Raw genomic sequence first — 23,861 nt, forward strand, 5'->3', positions numbered from 1 at the left:
AGAGCATGGAAGGGCCTGGGCGTCGTTGTCGAGGTCGATGTGTCGGCCTCAGCCCGCTTGCTCGAGCCAGGCCCGCACTCGCAGCAGCTCGCGCTCCGATCGCACGCCTTCGGCGGCCCAGCGCTCCTCGGCGCGGCGAGCCAGCGCCAGCGCGCGGGAGCGCTCCTCGCCGGCGGAGCCCAGGCTCCGTGCCAGCACGAACCACGCTCGCGGCTCGTTCAGCAGGGGCTCGCCCTGGTAGCCCTCGGCTCGCTTCACCGCGCGCTCGGCATGCTCGAGCGCCGCGGCTCGGTCGCCCGTGGCCAGCTCGGCCTCGGCCAGCACCACCAGCCCGCCCACGGCCCAGTCGGGCTCGGCCGTGGGCGAGGTCTCGAGCGTGCGAGCGGTCGCCTGCATCGAGGGCAGAGCCTCGTCGCTGCGACCGAGCGCCTCGAGCTGCATGCCGATCTCCGCGTCGATCATCGCCGTCTCGGTCGGATCGGGCAGCGCGACCACCAGCTCACGCGCCCGCTGCAGCTCCCGCAGCGCGGCCGGGTGATCTCCCATCGCGTGGAGCGTGTGGGCGAGCGATTGCAGGGTGGCGACCCGGTCGTTGACGTCGATGATGTTGCCCAGCGTGCCCGGCTTGGGCTGCATCAGCTCGATGACGCGACGGTGGACCGAGGCCGACTCCTCGAGCCGCCCCAAGTAGTAGAGGGCCACGGCCATGCTGAGCAGGCCGCGGGTCTCCTCGTAGCGCTGGACCTGCTCGCCGAGCGCGGCCCGCTCGTAGTGGATCAGCGCTTCGTCGTAGCGCCGCTCGAGCATTGCGATCTCACCGTGGGCCCAGGCCACTTGCGAGGGATCGACCGCCTCGGAATCGGGCGTGCGCTCGACGATGTCGAGGAACGAGCGCAGCGCGTCGGCGGCCTGCTCCGGGTGCCCATCGAGACGGTGCACCGAGCTGAGGTTCAGCAGCAAGAAGAAGCTGGCCATCGGGTCGTCGGGTGACTGCTCCTGCACGATCGACAGCGCCTGCTCGTAGCGCTCGAGCGCCTCGGCGCGCTTCTTCTCCATGAGCGCGAGCGAGCCGAGATTGGCGAGGCTGGCCGCCACCTTGGGGTGCCGGGACCCGAACGCGGCCTCGTGCAGCTCCAGCACGCGTTCGGCCATGGGGCGGCTCTCGTCGAAGCGTGCCATCAGGGTGAGCGTGGAGCTGACGTGGAGCAGCGCGGTGGCGAGCTCGTCGTCCTCCACGTCGGGGAGCGAGCGCAGCAGCGCGAGCCCCTGCTGGTGCACCTCGAGCGCCTGCTCGAGCTCGCCGGTCCCGCGCAGGGCCCGACCCCAGGCGTGGTGGAAGCGAACGGTCAGGCGAGGGTCGTCGATCCGCTCGACCTCGGCGCGGGCGTAGCGAGCCCAGCGGGTGGCCTGATCCTGTCCGTAGTTGCGCCCGGCGAACATCTGCAGCAGGGTCAGCGCCGCCTCGGCGGCCAGGCGATCGCGATCGAGTCGCTTGGCCTCGAGGTAGACGTGCTCGAGCATCTCCACCGCTCGCTCGAAGTTGCCGGTGCGCAGCTGCACGCGACCGATCCGCAGCTGGACCTCGGCTGCGAAGGTCGCGTTGCTCTCGCGCCCCGCCCGGTCGAGCAGCCCCTCGAGCCGCGTGCGGGCCTCCTCGAGCTTGCCTGCCAGCAGCAGGGCGTCCACGTCGTCGAGCCGGTCGCGCCAGGGCGGCACGTCCTCCTGGGCGCCGTCGGGAGCCGCGTCGTCGAGGACGGCCCGGCAACGATCGACCGGGGTGAGCTCGCCGATCATGCGGACCGCGTTGTCGCGCAGGCTGTCGTTGGGCGCGGCCATCACCTGCAGGCGGGCATGGGCTCCTTCGGCCAGGCGTGCCAGGCAGGTGGCGCTGCTGGTCGAGCGCGTGGGGCCCGAGCACGCGGCTTGGTGCACCGCCCACCAGCCCTCGGCGTAGGCCTGCATGCGCGCGTCGACGCGCGTCCAGGTGTCGGCGTCGCTCGGTCGGCCGCCATCGATCCACGCGCTGCGCAGGCGCTCGCGAGCCTCGGGTCCGAAGGCCTGCTCCATGAGCGAAGCCGCGTCCTCGCAGCGATCGACCGAATCGGTCGCGGCCGACGGCATCAGCACGCCAAGGCCGAGCCCGGCCAGTCCCACGACCACCGCGGCGAGCAGGGGCCGTGGTCCTCGGCGCTCGAGCGCGCGGCGAAGCTGGGCCAGCAGCACGTCCATCGAGGGCCAGCGGTGCTCGGGCCGCACCGAGAGCCCGCGACGGATGACCTTGATCAGCCGGGCGGGCACGCGCGGCTCGGACGGCGGCGGGTTGATCGCGCCCTCGAGCACGTTGACCGGCAGCTTGGCCCACTGGCGCCCCACGACGAACGGGTGCTTGCGAAACAGCGCCTCGTAGAGCGCCACGCAGAAGCCGAACTGATCGGCGGCGGGCGTGACCGGCAGGCGAAGCAGCTGCTCGGGCGACATATAGGCCGGCGTGCCGACCATGGCCCCGGTCTTGGTGAGCGACTCGGTCCAGCTCGACGCTTGGGCCAGGGCGCTGGCGGAGCGCTCGGCGAGGGTGGCGGAGCGCTCGGATGCGCTGGGGTCGACGACGTCGCTCTCGCGCACGAGGCCGAAGTCCACCACGCGCACGCGACCGTCGTTGCCGACCAGCACGTTGCCGGGCTTGAAGTCGCGATGGACCAGGCCCTGGGCATGGGCGGCGGCCAGGCCCTCCCCGGCCTGGACGAACACCGCGACGACCTCGGCGGGGGTCCGCCGACGCAGGCGGAGCCAGCGGTCGAGGGAATGGCCATCGACCAGCTCCATCGCCACGTAGGCGCGGGGGCGCTCGCCGGACGCAGGATCGTGGTGCTCGCCGATCTCGAACACCTCGACCACGTTGGGGTGGCTGAGGCGGGCGAGGGCCTGGGCCTCGCGACGCAGGCGCTCGCGATCGACCTCGGCATCGCCGACGAGCATGAGCTTGAGGGCCACGGCCCGCTCGACCCGCTCGTCGAAGGCCTCGTAGACCACGCCCATGCCCCCCACGCCGAGCCGCCGGACGATGCGATAGCGGCCGAGCCGCTCGGGGTCCTGGTTGGGAGCGGCGCGCGGGACGAGGGAGCGAGTGCGGGTGCGGGTGAAGCGGGCCCGCATGGAGTCGACGGTCTCCCGCGCGGAGCTCTCACCTGTCGTCGCAGCACCCGTCATCGCGGACCTCAGCCGTGCGCTGCGAGCCACGCCCCGACCCGCTCGAGCTCGCGAGCCGTGTGCTTGCCCGCCGCGGTCCAGCGTTCCTGCGCCCGACGGGCGAGCGCGAGGGCCCGGGCTCGCTCCGACGGACCCAGGCTCCGCGCGAGCACGAATTCCACGCTGGCCCGCAGCTCCGGGCGCTCTCCGGGCACGTCCTCGACCAGGCGGGCCGCTCGCTGGGCGTGCTCGAGCGCCGCCGCGTCCTCGCCCAGAGCCAGCTCGGTCTCGGCCAGCCGCGCCAGCCCCTGCACGAGCCCCTCTTCGGGGGAATGCTCCCCGAGTTCCTCGACCGCCGCCTGCAGCCGCAGCTTGGCGTCCTCGGGGCGTCCGGCCTCGAGCAGCACCCCGCCGATCGCCACGTCGAGCCAGGACGACTCGTCGGCATCGCCGTGCCCTTCCAGCAATGCGCGCCCCTGCTCGAGCTCCTGCAGCGCCTCGTCGTACCGATCGAGCGCCAACAGCGACTCGGCCAGGGCGCCATGCGACGACACGAGCTCGTGGCGGACGAGCAGCCCCGGAGATGCGCCGATCTTGGCCTTCTGCTCCTCGAGCATGCGCCGCTGCATCACCACCGCCTCCTCGAACCGGCCGAGCCGGAAGAGCGTGTGCGCCAGGCCGAGCGAGGCATTGAGCGCAGCCGCGCCGGGCTGGGGATCGGACTCCTGCGCTCGGATCGACTGCTCGAAGCGCTCGCGCGCCGTCTCGAGCTCGCCCTTGAGCAGGGCAATCTTCCCTTCCACCCACCGCAGGTGCACGAACCCGACCGACTCTGGCTCGGGGGCGCGGGCGATCGTGTCCAGGTGGTGCTGCAGGGCCGCGGCGGCCTCGAGGGGGCGCCCCGCTCGCTCGTGGATGTGGCTGATGTTGATCGACGCGGCGGCGTTGGACATGGGATTGTCGGGGGCCAGCGCCTCGGCGATCGCGATCGAGCGCTCCAGGCTCTCGAGCGCCTCGTCGTCCTTGCCCGCGAACATGTCGAACAGGCCGAGGTTGACGAGGGTGGCCCCCAACCGCGGGTGCTGGGGGCCAAAGGTCTTCTCCTGCAGGCGCAGGGCCTCCTCGAGGTGGGCTCGACCCTCCTCGGCGCGCTCGAGCAGACCCAGGCACGTGCCGATCTGGAACAGGGAGATCGCGATGTCCCCGTCGTCGGGCGAGGGCAGCGAGCGCTGGATCTCCAGCGCTTGCTCGTGCAGTGCGAGCGCTTCCTCGAGCTGGTCGGCACCACGAAGCGCTCGACCCCACGCGTTGTAGACCTTGCTGGTCAGCGCGGGGTCGTCGATTCGCTCGGCCTCGGCACGCGCATGTCGGGCCCATCGCATGGCCTCGGCCTCGCGGTAGTAGCGCTCGCCGAACAGCTGCAGCACGCCCAGCGCGGCCTCGGCCGCCAGGCGGTCGTAGCCCAGGTGCTTGGCCTCGAGGTACGACTCCTCGAACATCGCGGCCGAGCGCTCCACCTCGCCCGTGTTCATGTGCAGATAGCCAGCGCGAAGCTTGGCGGCGGCCGACAGGCGAAGGTTGCTCTCGCGTCCGGCCCGGGTGAGCAGCTCGTCGAGCAGCGCGCGTGCGTCGTCGGACTTGCCCGCCTTGAGCAGCGCGTTCACCTGGTCGAGCTCGTTGGCCCAGGGGGGCGCTTCCTCGGCCACGAACTCGGCGGGAGCCTCGTCGAGCGCGGCGCGGCAGCGATCGACCGCGGGCAGCTCGCCGATCATCTGCACCGCGTTGTCGAGCAGGCTGTCGTTGGGAGAGGCCATCACCTGCAGGCGGGTGTGCGCGCCCTCGGCCAGGCGGGCCAGGCAGGTGGCGCTGCTGGGCGAGGGCGTGGGGCCCGAGCACGCGGCGCGGTGCACCGCCCACCAGTCGTCGGCGTAGGCCTGCATGCGCGTGTCGATCCGCGACCAGGTGTCGGCCTCGCTGGGGCGTCCCGTGCCCATCCACGCGCTGCGCAGCTCCTCGCGGGCCTGCCGTCCCCAGGCCTTGCCCATGATCGCCGAGGCTTCCTCGCAGCGGTCGGGCACGTTGGCCTCGGTGGGGTTGGCCAGGGCGGCCAGTCCCAGCACGGCCACGCCGAGGCCGACCACGGCGAGCACGGGCCGCGCTCCCCGGCGCTCGAGCGCCCGGCGCAGCTCGGCCAGCAGCACGTCCATCGAGGGCCAGCGATGCTCGGGTCGCACCGAGAGGCCGCGGTTGATCACCTTGACCAGCCGGGCGGGCACGCGCGGCTCGGGCGGCGGCGGGTTGATCGCGCCCTCGAGCACGTTGAACGGCAGCTTGGCCCACTGGCGGTCGACGACGAACGGATGCTGGCGAAACAGCGCCTCGTGGAGCGCGACGCAGAAGCCGAACTGGTCGGTGGCCGGAGTGACCGGCAAGTGGGTGAGCTGCTCGGGCGACATATAGGCCGGCGTGCCGACCATGGCCCCGGTCTTGGTGAGCGACTCGGTCCAGCTCGCGATCTGGGCCAGGGCGCTGGCGGACCCGTCGGCGAGGCTGGCGTTGGGGCCGGCGTTGGGGCCAGCGTTGGAGGAGGAGCGCTCGGCGAGGGATGCATCGGCCGAGGAGCGCTCGGATGCGCTGGGATCGACGACGTCGCTCTCGCGCACGAGGCCGAAGTCCACCACGCGCACGCGACCGTCGTTGCCGACCAGCACGTTGCCGGGCTTGAAGTCGCGATGGACCAGGCCCTGGGCATGGGCGGCGGCCAGGCCCTCCCCGGCCTGGACGAACACCGCGACGACCTCGGCGGGGGTCCGCCGACGCAGGCGGAGCCAGCGATCGAGGGAATGGCCATCGATGAGCTCCATCGCCACGTAGGCGCGCGCAGGCTGGCCCGAGCCAGGCTCGTGGTGCTCGCCGATCTCGAACACCTCGACCACGTTGGGATGGCTGAGGCGGGCGAGGGCCTGGGCCTCGCGACGCAGGCGCTCGCGATCGACCTCGGCATCGCCGACGAGCATGAGCTTGAGGGCCACGGCCCGCTCGACCCGCTCGTCGAAGGCCTCGTAGACCACGCCCATGCCCCCCACGCCGAGGCGCTGGACGATGCGATAGCGGCCGATCCGCTCGGGGTCCTGGTTGGGCGTGGTGCGCGAGGCGAGGGGCCGGGTGCGGGTGCGGGTGAAGCGGGCCCGCATGGAGTCGACGGTCTCCCGCGCCGAGGTCTCGCTCCCCATCGAAGAATCCACCATCGTGCTCCCAGGATTGGCCCCCTTGGACCCGGATGTCGAGGCGTATGTGACAGCAGGAAGTGAGGTCGAGGCGAGAAATTGGCCCCCCTCGCCGTGGGTTGACGCCGGCAACCTCGCTGCGCGCGGTGTCGCACCGATTTCGGCCCGCGGCCCTCAGGACGCCGAGAACCGCACGTGGAAGTGATCGCGGTGGCCCTTCCAGTGGCGGATGATGCCCTGCGCGGCGCGACGCCCGTAGGGGTACTGGAACAGCGGCTCGAGCTGCTCGGGGGACATGCCCTCGGCCAGCGCATGCTCGTAGAGCAGGCGCTGGACCTCGTAGTCGACGAACACGTAGGTCACGGCGTGGGTGTCGAGCAGCGCCTGCAGCAGCGCCCAGGTGCGCGCTTCGTCCAGGATCCCCGCGGTCGCCACCGCGAAGCGCTTGCGACGGTCGTGCAGCACGTAGGCGATGTCGACGTCGCGGCCCTCCCGGTGGGAGATATGGGGGGCGAACGGCCCTCCGCCGCGCCGGCTGATGTCGCCGATGTGCACCGTGGGCATGCTTCGGCCCTTGGCGTACTCGTGGATCGCATCGCGCAGCAGCGCGATGGTGCGCGGCGTGGCCCAGGCGTAGGTCTCGGACTTGATCGTGTACTCGGGCCCGGGCGGCAGCAGCGTGCCGTCCTCCATCGAGCCCGACAGCTGCAGGTCGGCGACCAGGTCGGGGTAGAACACGTCGTTGGCCGACAGCTCCACGGGGATCTCGGAGATCGACAGGTACTCGACCTCGCCCGCGTTCGACAGCTCGACCAGGCCGTCCTCGATCGACAGCACCTCCACGCCCTCGCGGATCCGATCGCCGGGCCGATAGCTGGCGATGACCCCGCTGTCCTCGTCGCGTAGGGTGGCGCGCGACGAGGCGGGGTCCTTGGCGCCCATGGTGGCCAACAGCGCCAGCGGAAGCGTGGTGGGGGGCCAGGGGCGCCGGAGCACGATCGTCGTCGCGTCCTCCGGAGGCTCGGGCGCCGATGCGCCGGCATGGGGCTCGGATCCGGGAGCTCCGGGTTCCGCTTCGACGGGCTCTGCTCGGGGTCCGAGCCGCGTGCCAACGACGGCACGATCTGCTGCTTCGGCGGGCTCGCCGTCGCCCTCGGAATCACAGCCGAGCGCAACGGCGATTGCCCCAACGAGGGGGGCGACCAGAGCGGCGTGGAAGAGGCGAACCATCCCAGTCGGCGACGAGCAAGGGTCGTACCACGCGAGCATCCCTGGAGATCGGCGTCACCAGGCGGTCTCGAGCCTCGATCGGGCTCGCGATGGCGTGACATCTCGTCGCGCTGGCCCTTCGAGTCGGGTCGGATCGTCGCGCAGTGGGTCGCGGGCTCGAGCACCAAACAGATGTTCAGATGTCACAATTCGCGGCTCTTGTTTGTGTTACGTTGGGGTGACGCTATGATGGCATTGATGAAACGCATCCAGGTCGAGCTGCTCGCGGTGGGCTTCGCCCTTGGGGCGATGGCATTGTTCGCGGACCACGCATCCCCACTGAAATCCAACGATTCCATGTGGTTGACCGAAGCACAGGCGCGTGGGGAGTCGATGCTCTACCTCGACGGCCCGGTCGAGGATGCGCGCTTCGACCGCGTCACCGGTCGCTGGCGGGTGACCGACGGCCAGGACACCGCATGGCTCGATGCTCGCTCGGGAGAGCTGCTCGAGGTCGAGCTCGATCCCGGGCCCTCCCGATCGCCCGTCGACCGCTGAGCGTGGCAACCCACGCGCGTCTCCCTAGGCGCAGCCCTGCTCGAAGCACTGCCACGGGCCGTCGAGCGACGGGGTGCACGCCTCGGAGAGGCTGAAGTCGCAATCGTCGTTGGCCCGGCAGGTGTCCTCGGCCGTGGTGCAGGCCATCCTCGGGGACAGCTCGCAGCCCTCGGGGGTCGTGGCCATGTGGCAGCGCTGGTCGCCGCAGTCGGTGCTCAGCGAGCAGGCGGCGGCGATGCACGTGGTCCCGCCGGGGTAGCCGGCGGCCGCACCTCCACAGGCGCAGATCTGGCCCCCGGGGCAATCGGCGTCGGTGGAGCAGCCATACACGCAGCTGCAGTTGGTGACGCCGGGTCCATTGGTGACGCCGACGCAGACACCGTGGGGGTTGGCCACGCAGTCGGCATCGGTGGTGCAGACGGAATCGGGGCTGCCGTCCACACACGAGCCAGCCGGTGTGGGGGCGGTGCAGGTGACCGCCTCCGTGCGCTCGAACGAGCCGTCGCTACAGCGCACGAAGCCGGTGGGAGAGCCGTCGGCCTGCAGGATCGGCTCGGAGGGATCGCAGCCGCCGACGCCCGCGGTGGTATCACCGACCTCGGAGGTGGATGGGTCGGAGGAGGTGGCGGTGGTGCTGGTCGCTTCGCTCGAGCCGTCGTCGCCGGGACAGGCGAGCGTGGTGCAGACGAGGAGTACGAGCATCCACGTGGGGCGTGAGGTCGAGATGGTCATGAGACCCCACGATAGTACGGCTGCAAGCTCCCATCCCTCATGCCGAAGGCCGTCGGCGCACCAGCGCCCGGGCCAGCGCGCGATACTCCGCCTCGTCGTTGTAGAGGTGCGCGGAGATCCGCACCAGCCGCTGCGGCGGCCCGGGCCACGGTGGAATGGGCACCTCGATGCGGTCTTCCTCGAACAGCGCGATCTGAAGCGGATCGGCGTAGAGCGCCGAGGTCGGCGGGGCGTCTTCGCCAGGCCAAAGCGGCACCGCGGCCAGCGTGCCGATCATCGACTCGGGCGCGGGCGCGGAGACGTCGAGCGCCTCGCAGAGGATCTCACGCCCTCGTAGCACCAGCGCGCGGTTGCGAGCGCGGATCTCGGGCCACCCACCCTCGACCAGGCTGCCCACGAACTCGATCGCCCTGGGTACGCACAGCCACGAGGTGGGGTCGTCGGTGCCCTGCCAGTCGATCTCCTCGAGCCAGCGCTTGCGCAGGCGCTTGGAGTTGTAGCCGTGGCTGATGGTGGCGGGGTGTAGATCGGCCTGCACGTCCTCGCGGGCCCACAGCATCGCCGCTCCCTTGGGCGCGCAGGTGTGCTTGTGGAAGTTGGCGGTGTACCAGGTGGCTCCGAGGGCGGTGAGATCCAGCTCGAGCATGCCGGGGGCATGGGCCCCGTCCACCAGGGTCTGCACGCCTCGCTCGCGCAGCATCGGCAACAGGCGCTCGAGGGGCAGCACCAGCCCGGTCGGGCTGGTCACGTGATCGAGCAGGGCCACGCGCGTGCGATCGGTGACCGCGGCGAGCACCGCCTCGACCACTTCGTCCTCGGAGTGCAGCGGGAACGGGAGCCTGGCCACCGCTACCCGAGCGCCCGCGCGTCGCGTGACGAAGTCGGCGACGTTGGAGCAGGCGTTGTAGCCGTGGTCGGTCACCAGCAGCTCGTCGCCCGGCTCGAACGACAGCGAACGCAGCACGGCATTGACCCCGCTGGTCGCGTTGCGCACGAACCCGAGGTCCTCGGCGCGTGCGCCCACGAACGCGGCCACTGCCTCGCGGGCCTGCTCGAGCATGGGCGGCAGCTCGTGCAAGAAGAAGTGCACGGGCTCGGACTCGAGGCGCGTGCGCAGCTCGGTCTGATGCTCGAGCACCACCCGCGGGCACGCGCCGAACGAGCCGTGGTTGAGGAACGCGATGGATGGATCGAGCAGCCAGTGGTGGCGCATCGTGGCAAGGGTACCGCCGTTGCCACTGGCGCTGCGATGCATCACGCTTGGCGAGCCGGCCCGCCCAATGACGCAGCCCCAGCCCGTATCCACGATTCCTGGCCTTCGACCGCTGCCGCTGGTGGGCGATCGCCTGGCGCTCGTGCGGCTGTTTCGGAACCCGCTCGAGGTCCTGCTGGGACTCCATCGCGAGCACGGGTCGATCGCGGCGCTCTCCCACGAGCCGTTGCTGGTGTGTGCATTCGGTCCCGAGCTCAATCAGCAGATCCTGCCGCACGCCAGGGAGTTCGAGCACTTCACCGAGCTGCCCGTGCGGATCCCACCGGGATCCGCCGCCGAGCGCATGAACGGCAACCTCACGGTGATGACCGGCGAGCGCCACCAGGCCCACCGTCGCCTGATGATGCCCGCCTTCCAGCGCATGGCCGTGCGGGCGCATCGCGACGACATGGTGCAGATCGTGGAGCAGCACATCGCGCGCTGGTCGGTGGGCACCACGGTCGACCTGGCGAACGAGCTGCAGGAGCTCACCCTCACCGTGATGCTGCGGTGCCTGTTCGGGGTGAGGCTCGGCGACGACCCCCACGATGTGCTGCGCCTGCTGGGCAAGGAGCTGCTGGGGATGTTCACCTCCCCCGCCACGATCCTGCTGCCGCTCGACCTCCCGTTCACGCCCTATGGCAAGTTCATGCGGGTGTGCGAGCGCATCGTGACCCGCATGCACGAGCTGGTCGAGCAGGCACGCGAGCGCGAGGGGCACGACGTGCTGTCGACGCTGGTGCGTACCCACGACGAGGACGGCACCCGGCTGACCGACACCGAGCTGGTGGGGCACATGATCCTGCTGGTGATCGCCGGCCACGAGACCAGCGCCAATGCGCTGCTGTGGACCCTGCTGCTGCTGCCTCAGCACCCGCGGATCCACCAGGAGCTGTGCGAGGAGCTGGACGGCGCGCTGCATGGCGATGCCCCCACGGTCGAGCAGCTGACACGCCTGCCGCTGCTCGATGCAGTGGTCAAGGAGAGCATGCGGCTGATGCCGCCCACCTACATGATGTTCATGCGCCGCGCGAACGGGGACTTCGAGCTGGGGCCCTACCCGATGCCCACGGGCACGACGCTGCTGCTGAGCGCCTTGGTCACCCACCGCATGCCCAGCGTGTGGCCCGACCCCGAGCGCTTCGATCCCGAGCGCTGGCAGTCCCGCAGGCCCACGCCGTTCGAGTACCTGCCGTTCGGCGCTGGGCCTCGGTTGTGCCTGGGGGCCACGTTCGCCGAGCAAGAGGTGCGCGTGCTGCTGGCAGTGATGCTGCAGCGCGTGCGGCTGCGGCCGGTCGACGGGCTACGGGTGGATCCCAAGGGGCGGGGGATCACGATGGGGCCGAAGGACGCAGTGCCCGTGCGAGTGGAGGCGAGAGATCGGGTGGCCGGGCCGGTCGTGAGGATCGGGGGGTCGATTCGTCGCTTCGTACGGCTGGGGTCGTGATGGGCGGCCCACGATCCCCCGCTCACCGCGACAGCCCCAGCTCGTGCCGGAGCTTGAGGTAGGTGGTGCTGCAGCTGTACGCGATGAGATCGCGGATCCGATCCTTGAACGGCACCGCCATCCCCTCGTCGCCCTGCTGCGTCAGCACCCGCGCCGCGGCCTCGATGCTGTCGCACAGCACGAACCCGGTGCGGCTGGCGGTGTACGCCACGCCCTGCGTCCAGCTCTTGAGGTCGGGCTCGCCGCGCTCGAGCACCTTGCGGGCCAGGCCCCCGAGCTGATCGACCTGGGCCGGGGTCATGAAGCGCTTGAGGTGCTTGGCCAGGCGCTCGGCCTCGGCGGCGGAGTCGGGCGGGAGCTCGAGCCCCGACAGCGAGCCCGCGGCGAAGAACACGTGCCGCAGGCTGGCGGCCGAGGGCAGCACCGAGGCCAGGATGTGGCCGGCTCGCACCCGTGCGATCGCGGCGGCGGCGCGGAACTTGAGCCCGGCCTCGCTGTCCTCGCGCAGCGTGTCGCGGCCGGCGAGGATCGTGGGATACACCCGGCGCTCGTCGGCCTCGCCCACGCACAGGGCGTCGATGCGGATGCCGCCCGGCTCCTTGGCGCGCGGGAAGTAGTCGGGCACGGGCACCTCGAACACCCCGGCCGCGTAGGCCAGGTAGCGCGCGAGGTGATCGTCGGACTCGAGCTTCACCTTGGAGCGCTCCTCGCGGGTGACCGAGTGGTGCGCGTGGGTATGGCCCTCGCGCGCGGCCACGATCGGCCACACGATCGAGAACAGCTCGGTCAGCCGCGGATCCTGCTGGGAATGGTAGAGCGCCTTGCGCCACAGCTCGGGGGTGACCACCGCCTTGATCTGCGCCTCGCGCTCGGCCGCGGCGGCCGCCAGCGCCTGCTCGGCCTCGTTGGCCTGCTTGAGGAAGGCCAGCGTGCGCGCAATGGTGGTCGAGCGATCCTCGTTGCCTCGCCGCTGATAGAGCTCGACCAGGCGGTGATAGTTCTCGAAGTCCATCGGGTCGCTGCCGATGAGCGCATGACCCTGCACGATGGCCTTGTCGAGCTCGTCGTCGCCCAGCGACAGGGCCAGCTCCATGATCTTCACCCGCCGCTGCCGGGTCTCGGCCTCGCCCTCGCGCTCGGCCGGCGTGAAGCGCACCGCCTGCTCGTACGCGACCAGTGCGGTCTTGGGGTCTTCCAGCTTGCTCTCGTAGAGCTCGCCCAGCGCCAGGAACAGGCCGATGCGATCGTCGTTGCTGGCGTCCTTGGGCAGCGACTTGAGCCGGTTGCGCAGGTGCTTGGCCAGGTCCTTGTACGCGCCCTTCTTCTCCAGGTGGTCGGCGTAGCCGCGGTTGGCCTTGGCGTGGTTGGGGTCGGCCTCGAGCACCCGCGAGATCCACTCGCCGTAGCCGTCGGCGTCGTTCAGCTGATCGCGGAGGATCGCCGCTCCCGCGTAGAGGTACTTGGCCCGCATCGCGTCGGTGTCCTGCTGGGCCGCGAGCAGCTCGATCACGCGGGCCACGTCGCGCCAGCGGCCGGCCTTGGTGAACGCGTCCATCAGGCCGTGCAGCACGGCCGAGTCGCTGGGCGACAGGGCGAGCACCGCCTCGAGCGAGCGCGCCGCGTCGTCGGGCGCCTTCAGCTCCTCGAGCTGGATCCTGGCGATCTCCTGCAGCAGCTCGATGCGCTCGGCCCGGACCTTGGCCTGCTCTTCGCCCTCGAGCTTGCCCTCGCGACGCGCGAGCAGCTCGACCAGCCGTTGCTTGGCCTTGACGCGATCGGCCGGGTTCTCGGCCAGCTCGACCAGCTTCTCCACCGCGGCGCGCTGCTCGGGGTCGATGTCGAGCGCACGCTCGACCAGCTGGATCGCCTTGGGGCGCTCCTTCATGCCCAGCCGCGCCTCGGCCATGCGCAGGTACACCTGCGACAGCTCGGGGGGCGGGAGCCTGTCGGCCGCACCCAGCACCACCGATTGATAGCTGCGCAGCGCCTCCTCCCAGCGCAGCGCCTCCATGTCCATCTCGCCCAGCAGGCGCAGCACGTCGAGGTTGGTGGCGTCGAACGAGCGCGCCTTCTCGAGGTACTCGCGCGCGCGGTCGGGCTCCTCGGCCGCCACCGCGCAGCGGCCCGCGACGGACAGCGCCCGCACGTTGAGCGCCTTGTCGTCCTTGGCCTGCGCCCGCACCTGCGCCACCCAGATCTGCGACACCGGCCACGCGCGCCGCAGGTCACCGTCGGAGACCAGCCGCTGCACCAACGTGCCCGCGGCCTCGCGGTGATCGGGGTCGAGCTCCACCAGCTCCTCGAGCAGCTGCAGGCCCTTGTCGGGCTGCCCCAGCGCGTCGAGGTAGGTCTTGGCCGCTTCGAACGTGAGCGCAACCCGCTCGATGCGCGACGGGTGGGCGCGCGCGGCGGAGACCTGCGCCTCGATGGCCTTGAGCGGCTGCTCGCGCTGACGGTAGAGGTCGCGCAGGGCCAGCCACGCGTCGTGCAGGGTGGGGTCGAGCGCCACCGCTTCCTCGAGGGCCTCCACCGCGCCCTCGGCCTTGCCGATCTGCTCGCGCAGCTGGCCTCCGCGCCACAAGAGCGCCGCCTTGCGCTTGGGATCGATGCCCTCGTCGGTGACCTGCTGTCGAATCAGCGGCCCGGCCTTCTCGAAGTCCTCGCGGGCCAGGTAGCGCTCGAGCAAGGCGTCGCGCCAGGCGTGATCGTCGGGAGCGAGCGCGGTGAGGGCCTCGAGCGCCTCCACCACCGCATCGTCGGAGTCGCTGGCCTTGGCCAGCTCGAGCACCTTCGACCACGCGTTCACGCGGAGCTTGGCCTCGGCGTGCTTGTCCTCGCCCACGCGGCGCAGCAGGGCCAGCAGCGCATCGTGCCGCTCCTCGCGGCGGTAGAACACCTCGAGCGCCTCGACGGCCTCGCGCGCCAGCGCGTGCTCGAAGCCGAGGGTCTGCACCACCTGCTCGCGGCAGCGCGCGGCCCCGGCCTTGCCGTCGGGCTCGGCGTCGAGCAAAGCGGCCTGCTCCGACCACAGCGCGGCCTTGTCGTCGGGCCGCTCGGCCCGGCCCGCCAGCGCCTCGAGGGCGGCCACGAGGGCGGGGCGCCGGGTCGCGTCGGACTCGACCAGGCCCCGCAGCAGCTCCACCCGGCGCCGCATGGTGGGCTCGTGCTGGGGCTGTCGTGCGAGGATCCCATCGAGGTGCTCGACCGCGAGGGCGGCATCCCCGAGGTGCTCGGTGGCCAGCTCGGCCGCCTCGGTTCGCAGCTCGCGGATCACCTGGTCGTCGAGCGAGGCGGAGGCCCGCTTGTCGAGCAGATCGACCAGGCTGTGCCAGTCCTCGAGCTCGCGCGCGAACGTCTCGGCCGTGGTCAGGGCCTGCGCGTGGTCCGGCTCTTCCTCGAGCGCGGCGCGCAGGGTGGCAAACGCTCCCTCCACGTCGCCGAGGTCGTCGTGCAGCACGTTGGCCGCCTCGCGCAGGGTCGCGGCCCGGTCCGTGCCCTGCTGGTGATCGGCGAGGCTCAGCAGCGTGGCCACCAGCTCGGCCAGCTTGCCCGCCTTGCGGTACAGGAGCACCGCGGCCGAGAGGCTCTGCGCCGTGGCCTCGATGCCGATCGCCTTCTCGTAGGCGGCCAGCGCCCGATCGGCCGCGCCCAGCCGCTCGGCGTAGATCCGCCCCAGCTCGGTGTAGAGCCGCGCCTGCTCGGCGGCCTCGGGCACGCGCTGGGCCACGATCTCCAGGCTGTCGGCCAGCGGCCCCCACTGCCCCGTGATCTCGGCCAGGCGCTGCAGCTCGCCCACCATGGCGAGCTGCTCGCCCACCGCGACCTCTTCGATCAGCGCCTGAAGCTCCCGGAAGGCGCTGGCCGGCGCGGACAGCTTGGTCTCGTAGGTCGTCACCAGCTCGCGCCGCAGCTCCACGCGCTGCTGCTGCACTTGCGCGAGCTTGGCCCGCAGCGCGAGCGCCTCGGCCACCTGGTCCCAGCGATCGGCATCCCGCGCCGCCGCTTCGATGCGCGCGACGGCGTCGAGCGCCTCGCGGTGGGTGGGCTTGCGCTCGAGGATCCTCCCCCAGCCCTCGAGGTCGTCGGGGTCGGCGGGCGGGCTCAGCGGCTGCGACGCGGCCGTCTCGACCGCCGCGGCCTGCTCCGGGGTGGCGGCGATCGCCTTGGCACGCTCGATCAGCGTCGCAATGTCGAGGCGCGCCTCGGGGTCGGGGTGCAGCGCGTCGGCGAACAGCGCATCGAGGCGAGCATCGAGTGGCTCGGGGCTGGGTCGCGGCATCGATCCGACCGGGGCTCGGCCGGTCAGCAAGCGGTAGAGCAGGGCCGCCAGCGCATACGCGTCGCCCTTGGCCGAGGGCGCCGCGCCGGCCAGGCGCTCGGGTGCGACCAAGCCCTGCGCGGCCTCGTGCACGCTGGGGAAGAGCCGCGCGCCCATGCCCAGGCCACGGAGCACCGGCCCCGCGGGGGCCAGGGTGACCAGCGCCGGCCCGATCGCCCCGTGCACCAGCCCCTCGCCGTGCGCGGCCCGCAGGCCCTCGCCCAGCGGCTCCACGATCGCCAGCGCATCGTCGAGCGAGCGCGGGTCGAGCTTGGTGGCCAGCGAGGGGCCCGGCGTGGTCTCGCGTCGCAGCGTGGCGGTGCGCTCCCCCAGGGTGAGCGCGCCGTAGCCCGCCACCGCAGGATGCGACAGCCTGGCCAGCGACTCGGCCGCCGTCTGCAGCGCCTGCCGCTCGGCCTTCAGCCACGGTCGCGGCAGCGACAGCAGCTCCACGTCGTGCTCGCCCTCGGCGTCGTCGGCCGCGAGCACCACCAGTGCTCCGATCCGCGCGCGCACGCCGGCCAGCGTGGTGCCCTCGGGCAGCAGCGACGCCTCGGGATCGAGCTGCGCCGCCGCGCGCAGTCCGTCTGCACAGGCCTCCGCCTGCCCCGCGGCCCACGACACCCACGCCAGCCCAAGGCGCGCGAGCCCGGCCGAGGACTCCCGACCCTCGAGCGCCGTGAAGCAGCGCGCCGCCGCCTCGCCGTGCCCGTGCGCCAGCAGGGCCGCCCCCGTGCGCAGCAGCGTGTCGTCCTCGATCGCGGCGAGATCGTCGACGCCCAGCGCCCGCACGTGCTCCGCGATGCGCAGGCCGTCGTGCCCCTGGGCCAGGGAATGCGCCACATCGGCGCGCCGCGGCAGGCCATCCACCAGGCTCGCGAGCTCGGCGTTGGGGGTGGCCTCATCGGTTGCGGGTCGGGTTTCTTCCACCATCGGGCCTCTTCGAGCGGGTGCCGACTTGTACCAAGCGCCCTCGCGACCTGATAGCCTGCCGAGCCATGGGCCAGGGCATGACCGGGGGTGGGTGGACCGATGCCGAGATCGAGGCGCTGCTGCCCGAATTACGTGAGATCCGCCACGACCTCCACCAGCACCCCGAGCTCGGCTTCGAGGAGCACCGCACCCAGGCCAGGGTACGCGGCTGGCTGGAGACCCATGGCTATGCCCCGCGGGACTGTGCCGGCACCGGCCTGGTCGCCGAGCTCCACCCCGAGGGCCCGGGCCACGACGCCGGTCGCTGCATCGCGTTGCGGGCCGACCTCGATTGCCTGCCGATCCATGAGAGCACCCCGCTGCCCTATCGCTCGGTGCACGAGGGCCGCGCTCACAAGTGCGGCCACGACGGCCACACCACCATCTTGATGGGGGTGGCCGCGCTGCTCGCCCGCCACCGCGACCGCGTGCCCGGCCGGGTTCGCCTGCTGTTCCAGCCGGCCGAGGAGGGCGTCGACGGGGGCGGGGCCAAGGTGATGGTGGCCGAGGGCGCCCTCGACGGCGTCGACGAGGTCTATGGCCTGCACAACTGGCCCCCGTTCCCGCATGGCGAGCTGCGGGTCACCGCTGGCGCCACCATGGCCCAGACCCGCGAGCTCGCCATCACCGTGACGGGCAAGGGCGGGCACGGCAGCCAGCCGCAGGCCTGCCGCGATCCGATCGTCGCCGCCGCCCACCTCGTGACCGCGCTGCAGACGGTGGTCAGCCGTGGCCTGGGCAGCGACGGCGGAGCCGTGGTCAGCGTGTGCCGGTTCGCGGCCGGCCACGCCAACAACGTGATCCCCGATCGCGCCGAGCTCGCGGGCACGGTTCGCAGCTTCGACCCTGCCGTCGACCAGCGGGTGGTCGAGCGCATCGAGGAGATCGTGCGCGGCATCGCGGCCACCTTCGGCGTGGAGCTCGAGCTGTCGCTCGGGCAGGGCTATCCCGTGCTGATGAACCACGAGCACTGTGCCAGCGCCGTGCAGCGCGTGGGCGAGCGCGTGGTCGGGCCCTCGCGGGTGAGCGCCACCGGGCTGCCGATCGCCGGCGGCGAGGACTTCGCCTACTTCACGCAGGCCGTACCGGGCGCCTACTTCTTCCTCGGCGCCGGACGGGCGGGCGAGGACACCCCCGGGTGCCACCACCCCGACTTCGACTTCGACGACGCACTGATTCCGATCGGGATCCGCATGTTCCTGGGATTGGTCGAGGATCGGCTCGGGGCGGCGAGGTGATCGATCGTTCCGATCGTCCCACTCGAAGAACGAGCGCGTCGATTTTCTTGCTTGACGCCTCGCGATCGATGCTTCATATGAAACCCATCATGGCCACGTATCACCAGACGCAGACGCTGCGATTGGGCCGCCAGCACCGGCTGGGCGCTCGATTGCTCCTGCGCCGTGCGACGGGCCTGCGCCTTCGCTAGGCCACGACTCGCCAGTTCGGGCGAGTGAGCCCCCACGGGCGTCCTGAGGGCGCCAACGGGGAATTTCAGCCAAGTCCGGGCCACGAGGGCTGCGGGTGCCGATGCTTCGGCACCCGCGGGCGTGCGGGCTCGAGCGCTCGTGCGCGCTCACGTCGATCCACGTTCGGCTCGAGGTGATCGCCACGCGGCGTTCGACCCGAGCGCTCGCTTCCCTTGCGGCGTTGGCTCAGCGGATGGAGCGCCCGACTACGGATCGGGAGGTCCGAGGTTCGAATCCTCGACGCCGCACCGCCAAGCCCTCGTGACCCGCGATCCACGGACGGATGGCCCAACTCGGTAGAGGCGCGCGGTCGAGGGCCGCGAGGTTGAGGGTTCGAATCCCTCTCCGTCCACTTTCATTCATGCCTGGATGGCCCAAACACGGTAGAGGCGGCCGGCTCAGAACCGGCAGGTTGGGGGTTCGAATCCCTCTCCAGGCACCATCGACCACGCCCAGGTGGCCCAAGTACGGCAGAGGCGGCCGATTCAAGCTCGGCAGGTTGGGGGTTCGAATCCCTCCCTGGGCACTACTTCATCAGCGCGACCATCACCACCACCACGCCCAACGCCAACACCACCAGCGCTCCGGCCAGGATCCACAGCAGGATGTTGTCGCGAGCGCTCGTCTGCGAGGGGTTCGAGCGCGTTCGTGCGTGAGGCCCCGAGACCATGAAGCCCGTGGGATCGGAGCTGACTCGCGCGCCCATCGTGGGCACCGCTCCCGACTGGTTCATCCCGAGCACGGGATGGGAGCCCGAGGACGTCATCGTCGGGCTCGTGGTCGGCTGACCCACGTAGATCGGATGAGAACCCGAGGCGGCCACCATCGGCTGCGGAGCGGGCGGGGCCAGGACCGGCTGGGGACCCGACGAGGACATGGGAGCAACGACCACGTCGGCCGACCGCGGCACCTCGGGCTCTTCGCTGCTCGACTGCACGGCGACCTCGCCCGCCACGCTGGGCGGATCGTCGCGTCGGTTGGGGTCGACCGGTCGCGAGCGTCGAGGTCGATCCCGCGAGGCCGATGGTGGTGGCGAATCGAACAGCCCGACCGGTCCGTCCTCGGAGATCGCGACCTCGCCCGCCACCGCCGGTGGATCATCGCGCCGCGGCTTGACCTCGCGTCGCGGCTTGGCGGCCGTCTCGGGCACCGTGGGCATCTCGGACCGCGCAACGGGAACGTCATACGACGCGACCTCGAGCTCGTGCACCAGCGCCTTGACGTCGAGTCCCGGACCTTCGACCTCGACCTCTTCGTCGAGAGCCTCGACCTCTTCGACCTCGTCCGCATCGCCCGTCGACGTGGGCGACTGGGCGCGAACGTTATCCTCCTCGGGCAGCTTGGGCGGCATGGGAACCTTGACCGTGGTCTCCGTGGGAGACGTGGACGGCAGGGGTGCACCGGGCTCACGAACGATCGCATGCGCGGCCTGGGCGAGAGGCTCGGGCGAGGGCTTGGGATCGTCGTCGGAGGAACCGGGCATGAACCCGGCACGAATGTACCAAGCCTCTGCGCCCTTGCGCGGCAGGAGGACCCGCCCTACGCTCGCTGCGCGTCGGCCGCTCACCTTCGCGCATCCTGTGCATCTGTTCGTCTATGGCACATTGCGGTGTTCCGCCGCACATCCCATGCACCGTCTCCTACGCGCGGCGGCGAGCTCTTGCGAGCCGGCACGGGTCCGCGGCGTGCTCTACCGAGCGGACGGCTACCCCGGGATCGTGCTCGATCCGGGGGCGGGTTGGGTGGTGGGAGAGCTGTACCTGCTGCGGGATCCCTCGGTGTTGGAGACGCTCGACGCCTACGAGGGTGCAGGGGCCCACGATCCCGAGCCCCGAGAGTTCCAGCGCGTTCGGACGATGGTGGAACCGGTCGGCCAGGCACCGCTGCCGGCGTGGATCTACGCCTATGGCTGGTCGGTCGAGGGACTTCCGGTGATCGAGTCGGGCGACTTCCTGGAGGGCGCCCGTTGACGGTTCGGTCGGGCAGACCGACGCCCGGCGTCTTGGTCGTGCTGTGCGCCACGTCGCTTGCGTGCTCGGCTTCGCCCGTGGATCCGCAGCCCGGCCGGCTCGAAGCGGCCGGAGGCTCCTCCGAGGACCTGCCCGAAGATCCTCCGGCAGATCCCGCCGAGGATCCAAGGCTCGCCTGCGTCCGTGATCTCCTGGCCGCTCCCCACCCGGGGCACGCGTCGCTCGAGCCGAGCCTGCGCGCGGCCGTGGTGCGATCCCTGTGTGCCGAGGTGCACGATCTGCGTGGCGTGTCGGCCAGCGTGGCGATCGTGCAGGAGGACGAGGTGGTGTTCGCCGCCGCCGTGGGCCCGCGCTGCCGCGGCCAGCCCGAGCGGCTGCGCTCGAGTACACCGCTGCGGATCGGCTCGATCACCAAGCTGGTCACCGCCGCGCTGGCGCTGGCGGAGGCCCAGCGCCAAGGCGTGGGGCTCGATGAGCCGCTCGCTGCGCTGTCGGAGCTCCAGCCACCGCCGTCACTGCGAGAGCTGCTCACCCATACCTCGGGCTTGCGCGATCCCGAGCCCCACGAGCTGCTGTCGCGGGGCGATCGGTGGGCGCTGGCGCTGGCGCTCCATCGCGAGGCGCCGGGGGCTCATGCCTACGCCAACGCCAACTTCCTCTTGGTGGGCGCGTGGCTCGAGCGCGTGACGGGGCGGGAGCTGACATCGCGGCTGGAGACCGAGCCCACGCTGGCCGCGGTGCGCGAGCGGATCGCCCTTGCGATGGACGACGGAGCACGCCTCGCCTGCGACCATCGCGAGGGGTGGGGCTGGCAGGCGATCGAGGCCAGTGCCTCGCCACCGCTGCCCGCATGGACCCGGGCCGCGGGCGGCGGCCTTGCATCGGCCGAGGATCTCGCGCGACTACCGTTCGCGCTCGAGCGCAGCGGCTGGCTGCCCGCGATGACCAGCACCCGCGTGATCTCCGATCGTCCCGGCTGGGACTACGGCCTGGGGATCCGCATGCAGGGCACGGGCGACGCGCTCGTGCTCGGGCACTCGGGCAACACCGGCACCCACTGGGCCGAGCTGCAGTGGTCGCCTCGGCATCGCGTGGCGGTGGCGGTGCTCTCGAGCACCCCGCAGGCCTACAAGGCCACGCTGCACGCCGCCTTCACGGCGGCGCTCGCCCTGCAACCCCAGGGCCCATGATGGGGTCAGCCCAGCCCCAGCGCGCGTCCGCCCTGGAACACCAACAACGCCATCACGTAGGCCAGCCCCGTCATCGACACGAACATGAATGCCGGCCACTTCCAGCCGCCGGTCTCGCGTCGCACCACGGCCAGGGTCGACATGCACATGCACGCGTACACGAAGAACACCATCAGCGCGAACCCGGACAGCGGGGTGTGCTGGGGGCGGCCGGTGTCGGGATCCTTCTGCTCGCGCAGCGCCTGCCGCAGCTGCACCGGGTCGTCCTCGTCGGTCTCCATGCCGTAGACCAGGCCCAGCGTGCTCACCAGCACCTCGCGCGCGGCAAAGCTGCCGATGATGCCCACGCCCACCCGCCAGTCCTGGCCGATCGGCTGGAGCGCGGGCTCGAGGGTCCGGGCCATTCGACCGCCGTAGCTCTGCGCCACCATGGTCGCGCCCCCCTGGCCCGCGCCCGTGCGCTCGGCCGGAAACGACAAGAGCGCCCACAGCACCACCGTGCACGCCATGATCACCGTGGCCGCTCCGCGCAGGAAGTCCTTGACGCGGTCGTACACCATCAACAGCGTGTCGCGGACCCGCGGCAGGCGATACGGCGGCAGCTCGAGCACCAGCGGCGGCGTGGGGCTCACGAGGATCGTGCGCTTGTAGAGGAAGCCCATGGCCAGCGCCGAGACCGTGGACAGGAGGTACATCGACAGCAGCACCAGGCCCTGGTCGACCCCACGCGAGATCACCGGCTCGGTGCTCACGAACAGCGCCCCGATCACCAGCGTGTAGATCGGCAGCCGCGCCGAGCAGCTCATGAACGGAATCATGAGGATGGTGACCAGCCGATCGCGCGTGGTCGAGATCGTGCGCGTGCCCAGGATCGCCGGGATCGCACACGCATAGCCCGAGAGCAGCGGAATGAACGCACGCCCGTGCAGGCCCATGCGCGCCATCAGGCGATCGAGCAGGAACGCCGCGCGCGCCAGGTAGCCCGAGTCCTCGAGCAGGCCCAGGAACAGGAACAACAGGGCGATCTGCGGGACGAACACCACCACGTTGCCCACCCCGGCGATCACGCCTTCGGTGACGAGCTCGGTGAGCAACCCCGGGCCCAGCGCGTCGGACACCAGGCCCGAGAGCCACCCGAAGGCATCCTCGATGAGGCCCATGATCGGATCGGCCCACGAGAAGATCGACACGAAGATGAACGCCATCACCGCGATGAAGATCGCCAGGCCCGCCACGCGGTGGGTGAGCACGGCATCGATCCGCTGCGAGGGGGCCATCGCGGGCGCGTCGTCGCGCACGCGCTCGCGGTGGCCGAGCACCTCGAGGATCTCGTCGACCCGGCGATAGCGGGCGCACACCAGCTGCTGCGCCGCCGCTCGTACGTCCGACTCCGGCAGGCTCGCGAGGAACGTGCCGGCCGCTCCGGGCACGCCCTTGCCCGCGCGGCGGGCCAGGAGCGCGGTGCGAGCCTCGGCCGGCAACAGCGACGGATGTAGGCCCTCGAGCGCGCGCTGCAACGCCGTGTCGTCGGGGCCGGGGGGCACCAGCACCGGCGCGTGGGACTCGGCCCGATCGAGCGCCCGCAGTGCGTCCACCAGCGCCTGGACTCCCTCGCCCGTGCGCGCCACGGTGGGCACCACCGGCACGCCCAGCTCCTTCGCGAGCCGCTGCGGCTGCACCGGCAGCCCGGCCTCGCGCGCCATGTCGACCATGTTGAGCGCGACCACCAGGGGCAATCCCAGCTCGAGCACCTGCAGCGCGAGGTAGAGGTTGCGCGCCAGGTTCGAGGCATCGAGCACCAAGAGCACCGCGTCGGGCGCGTCCTTGGCGGTGAGCACGTCGAACGCCACCACCTCGTCCTCCGAGGTGGGGCTGAGGCTGTAGATGCCCGGCAGGTCGACCAGGCGGATCGGCGGCCCCTCGCCCGCGAGCTTGCCGACGACCTCGCCCTCGAGGCGCTGGACCGTGACCCCCGAGTAGTTGCCCACCCGGTGGCGTGATCCCGTGAGCACGTTGAACAGGCTGGTCTTGCCCACGTTGGGGTTGCCGGCCACCGCCACGCGCAACGTCGAGGGCGCGCTCGTCTCGCTCATTGGAGGGTCACCTGCACGTACGCTGCCTCGGCGCGGCGCAGCGACAGGTGATAGCCGCGCACGCGAAGCTCGAGGGGATCGCCCAGCGGCGCCACCTTCACCAGCTCGACGCGCGTGCCGGGAACGAAGCCCATCTCGAGCAGGCGCACCGCCATGTCACCGGGGCCATCCACGCCCACGACGTCGGCCTTGCGACCCGGCTCGAGGCGATCGAGGGAGGTGGGTGCGGACACCGGGC

General features: G+C 71.6%; 14 protein-coding genes and 4 tRNA genes. 9 read left to right on the forward strand and 9 right to left on the reverse strand.

Features of this window, described 5'->3' with window-relative positions; all coding sequences use genetic code 11:
- Positions 1-48 precede the first annotated feature (48 nt).
- The 3 genes from OEB96_RS10995 to OEB96_RS11005 form a co-directional block, all read right to left on the reverse strand.
- Positions 49-3,153, reverse strand: a complete 3,105-nt coding sequence (locus OEB96_RS10995; protein ID WP_266215510.1) for a protein kinase domain-containing protein — start codon at positions 3,151-3,153, stop codon at positions 49-51.
- 62 nt (positions 3,154-3,215) lie between these two features.
- Complete coding sequence (locus OEB96_RS11000) at positions 3,216-6,434, reverse strand: serine/threonine-protein kinase (protein WP_266215511.1); 3,219 nt, start codon at positions 6,432-6,434, stop codon at positions 3,216-3,218.
- Positions 6,435-6,587: 153 nt separating this feature from the next.
- Positions 6,588-7,409: a penicillin-insensitive murein endopeptidase gene (locus OEB96_RS11005; RefSeq protein WP_266215512.1), complete on the reverse strand. Its 822-nt coding sequence runs from the start codon at positions 7,407-7,409 to the stop codon at positions 6,588-6,590.
- 471 nt (positions 7,410-7,880) lie between these two features.
- On the opposite strand from OEB96_RS11005, the gene OEB96_RS11010 reads away from it, so the two are divergent.
- Positions 7,881-8,180, forward strand: a complete 300-nt coding sequence (locus OEB96_RS11010; RefSeq protein WP_266215513.1) for a hypothetical protein — start codon at positions 7,881-7,883, stop codon at positions 8,178-8,180.
- A 24-nt stretch (positions 8,181-8,204) separates the two neighbouring features.
- Here the strand turns inward: OEB96_RS11010 and OEB96_RS11015 are convergent, their stop codons facing one another.
- Positions 8,205-8,912 carry a hypothetical protein gene (locus tag OEB96_RS11015; RefSeq protein WP_266215514.1) on the reverse strand — a complete coding sequence of 236 codons (708 nt, stop codon included), beginning with the start codon at positions 8,910-8,912 and terminating at the stop codon, positions 8,205-8,207.
- 37 nt (positions 8,913-8,949) lie between these two features.
- Positions 8,950-10,125 (reverse strand): aminotransferase class V-fold PLP-dependent enzyme, encoded by a 1,176-nt coding sequence (locus OEB96_RS11020; protein WP_266215515.1) that lies wholly within the window; start codon positions 10,123-10,125, stop codon positions 8,950-8,952.
- Between the two features lie 67 nt (positions 10,126-10,192).
- Here OEB96_RS11020 and OEB96_RS11025 point away from each other — a divergent pair, with 67 nt between their 5' ends.
- Complete coding sequence (locus tag OEB96_RS11025; RefSeq protein WP_266215516.1) at positions 10,193-11,611, forward strand: cytochrome P450; 1,419 nt, start codon at positions 10,193-10,195, stop codon at positions 11,609-11,611.
- A gap of 22 nt (positions 11,612-11,633) precedes the next feature.
- On the opposite strand, the gene OEB96_RS11030 is transcribed toward OEB96_RS11025, so the two are convergent.
- Complete coding sequence (locus OEB96_RS11030; RefSeq protein WP_266215517.1) at positions 11,634-16,862, reverse strand: hypothetical protein; 5,229 nt, start codon at positions 16,860-16,862, stop codon at positions 11,634-11,636.
- 65 nt (positions 16,863-16,927) lie between these two features.
- Here OEB96_RS11030 and OEB96_RS11035 point away from each other — a divergent pair, with 65 nt between their 5' ends.
- The 5 genes from OEB96_RS11035 (at position 16,928) to OEB96_RS11055 (ending at position 18,896) form a co-directional block, all read left to right on the forward strand.
- Positions 16,928-18,139: a M20 metallopeptidase family protein gene (locus OEB96_RS11035; protein ID WP_266215518.1), complete on the forward strand. Its 1,212-nt coding sequence runs from the start codon at positions 16,928-16,930 to the stop codon at positions 18,137-18,139.
- Between the two features lie 406 nt (positions 18,140-18,545).
- Positions 18,546-18,618 (forward strand) — tRNA-Arg (locus tag OEB96_RS11040).
- Between the two features lie 29 nt (positions 18,619-18,647).
- Positions 18,648-18,722: transfer RNA gene (locus OEB96_RS11045), tRNA-Leu, on the forward strand.
- 11 nt (positions 18,723-18,733) lie between these two features.
- Positions 18,734-18,812, forward strand: a tRNA-Leu gene (locus OEB96_RS11050).
- A gap of 8 nt (positions 18,813-18,820) precedes the next feature.
- Positions 18,821-18,896, forward strand: a tRNA-Leu gene (locus tag OEB96_RS11055).
- Here the strand turns inward: OEB96_RS11055 and OEB96_RS11060 are convergent.
- Positions 18,897-19,853 (reverse strand): hypothetical protein, encoded by a 957-nt coding sequence (locus OEB96_RS11060; RefSeq protein WP_266215519.1) that lies wholly within the window; start codon positions 19,851-19,853, stop codon positions 18,897-18,899.
- A 13-nt stretch (positions 19,854-19,866) separates the two neighbouring features.
- Between OEB96_RS11060 and OEB96_RS11065 the strand changes: the two genes are divergently transcribed.
- Both OEB96_RS11065 and OEB96_RS11070 read left to right on the forward strand, forming a co-directional pair.
- A complete protein-coding gene (locus tag OEB96_RS11065; protein WP_266215641.1) occupies positions 19,867-20,340 on the forward strand; it encodes a gamma-glutamylcyclotransferase family protein in 474 nt (157 codons plus the stop codon).
- A gap of 77 nt (positions 20,341-20,417) precedes the next feature.
- Positions 20,418-21,530, forward strand: coding sequence for a serine hydrolase domain-containing protein (locus tag OEB96_RS11070; RefSeq protein ID WP_266215520.1), 1,113 nt, complete (start codon positions 20,418-20,420; stop codon positions 21,528-21,530).
- Positions 21,531-21,535: 5 nt separating this feature from the next.
- Here OEB96_RS11070 and feoB read toward each other — a convergent pair whose 3' ends face one another.
- Both feoB and OEB96_RS11080 read right to left on the reverse strand, forming a co-directional pair.
- Positions 21,536-23,623, reverse strand: a complete 2,088-nt coding sequence (feoB, locus tag OEB96_RS11075; RefSeq protein ID WP_266215521.1) for a ferrous iron transport protein B — start codon at positions 23,621-23,623, stop codon at positions 21,536-21,538.
- Entirely contained in the window at positions 23,620-23,856 is a 237-nt protein-coding gene (locus tag OEB96_RS11080) for a FeoA family protein (RefSeq protein WP_266215522.1), read from the reverse strand. The genes feoB and OEB96_RS11080 overlap by 4 nt, the downstream gene beginning before the upstream one ends.
- Positions 23,857-23,861: the final 5 nt, after the last annotated feature.

It is taken from the genome of Paraliomyxa miuraensis, from assembly GCF_026337845.1.
GTDB classification, from domain to species: domain Bacteria; phylum Myxococcota_A; class Polyangia; order Nannocystales; family Nannocystaceae; genus Paraliomyxa; species Paraliomyxa miuraensis.

Bases quoted from the DNA above. Each gene is read 5' to 3' on its own strand.
- OEB96_RS10995 (WP_266215510.1), bottom strand. From the start codon at position 3,153: ATGCGGGCCCGCTTCACCCGCACCCGCACTCGCTCCCTCGTCCCGCGC.
- OEB96_RS11000 (WP_266215511.1), bottom strand. From the start codon at position 6,434: ATGGTGGATTCTTCGATGGGGAGCGAGACCTCGGCGCGGGAGACCGTC.
- OEB96_RS11010 (WP_266215513.1), top strand. From the start codon at position 7,881: ATGAAACGCATCCAGGTCGAGCTGCTCGCGGTGGGCTTCGCCCTTGGG.
- OEB96_RS11015 (WP_266215514.1), bottom strand. From the start codon at position 8,912: ATGACCATCTCGACCTCACGCCCCACGTGGATGCTCGTACTCCTCGTC.
- OEB96_RS11020 (WP_266215515.1), bottom strand. From the start codon at position 10,125: ATGCGCCACCACTGGCTGCTCGATCCATCCATCGCGTTCCTCAACCAC.
- OEB96_RS11025 (WP_266215516.1), top strand. From the start codon at position 10,193: ATGACGCAGCCCCAGCCCGTATCCACGATTCCTGGCCTTCGACCGCTG.
- OEB96_RS11030 (WP_266215517.1), bottom strand. From the start codon at position 16,862: ATGGTGGAAGAAACCCGACCCGCAACCGATGAGGCCACCCCCAACGCC.
- OEB96_RS11035 (WP_266215518.1), top strand. From the start codon at position 16,928: ATGGGCCAGGGCATGACCGGGGGTGGGTGGACCGATGCCGAGATCGAG.
- OEB96_RS11060 (WP_266215519.1), bottom strand. From the start codon at position 19,853: ATGCCCGGTTCCTCCGACGACGATCCCAAGCCCTCGCCCGAGCCTCTC.
- OEB96_RS11065 (WP_266215641.1), top strand. From the start codon at position 19,867: ATGTACCAAGCCTCTGCGCCCTTGCGCGGCAGGAGGACCCGCCCTACG.
- feoB (WP_266215521.1), bottom strand. From the start codon at position 23,623: ATGAGCGAGACGAGCGCGCCCTCGACGTTGCGCGTGGCGGTGGCCGGC.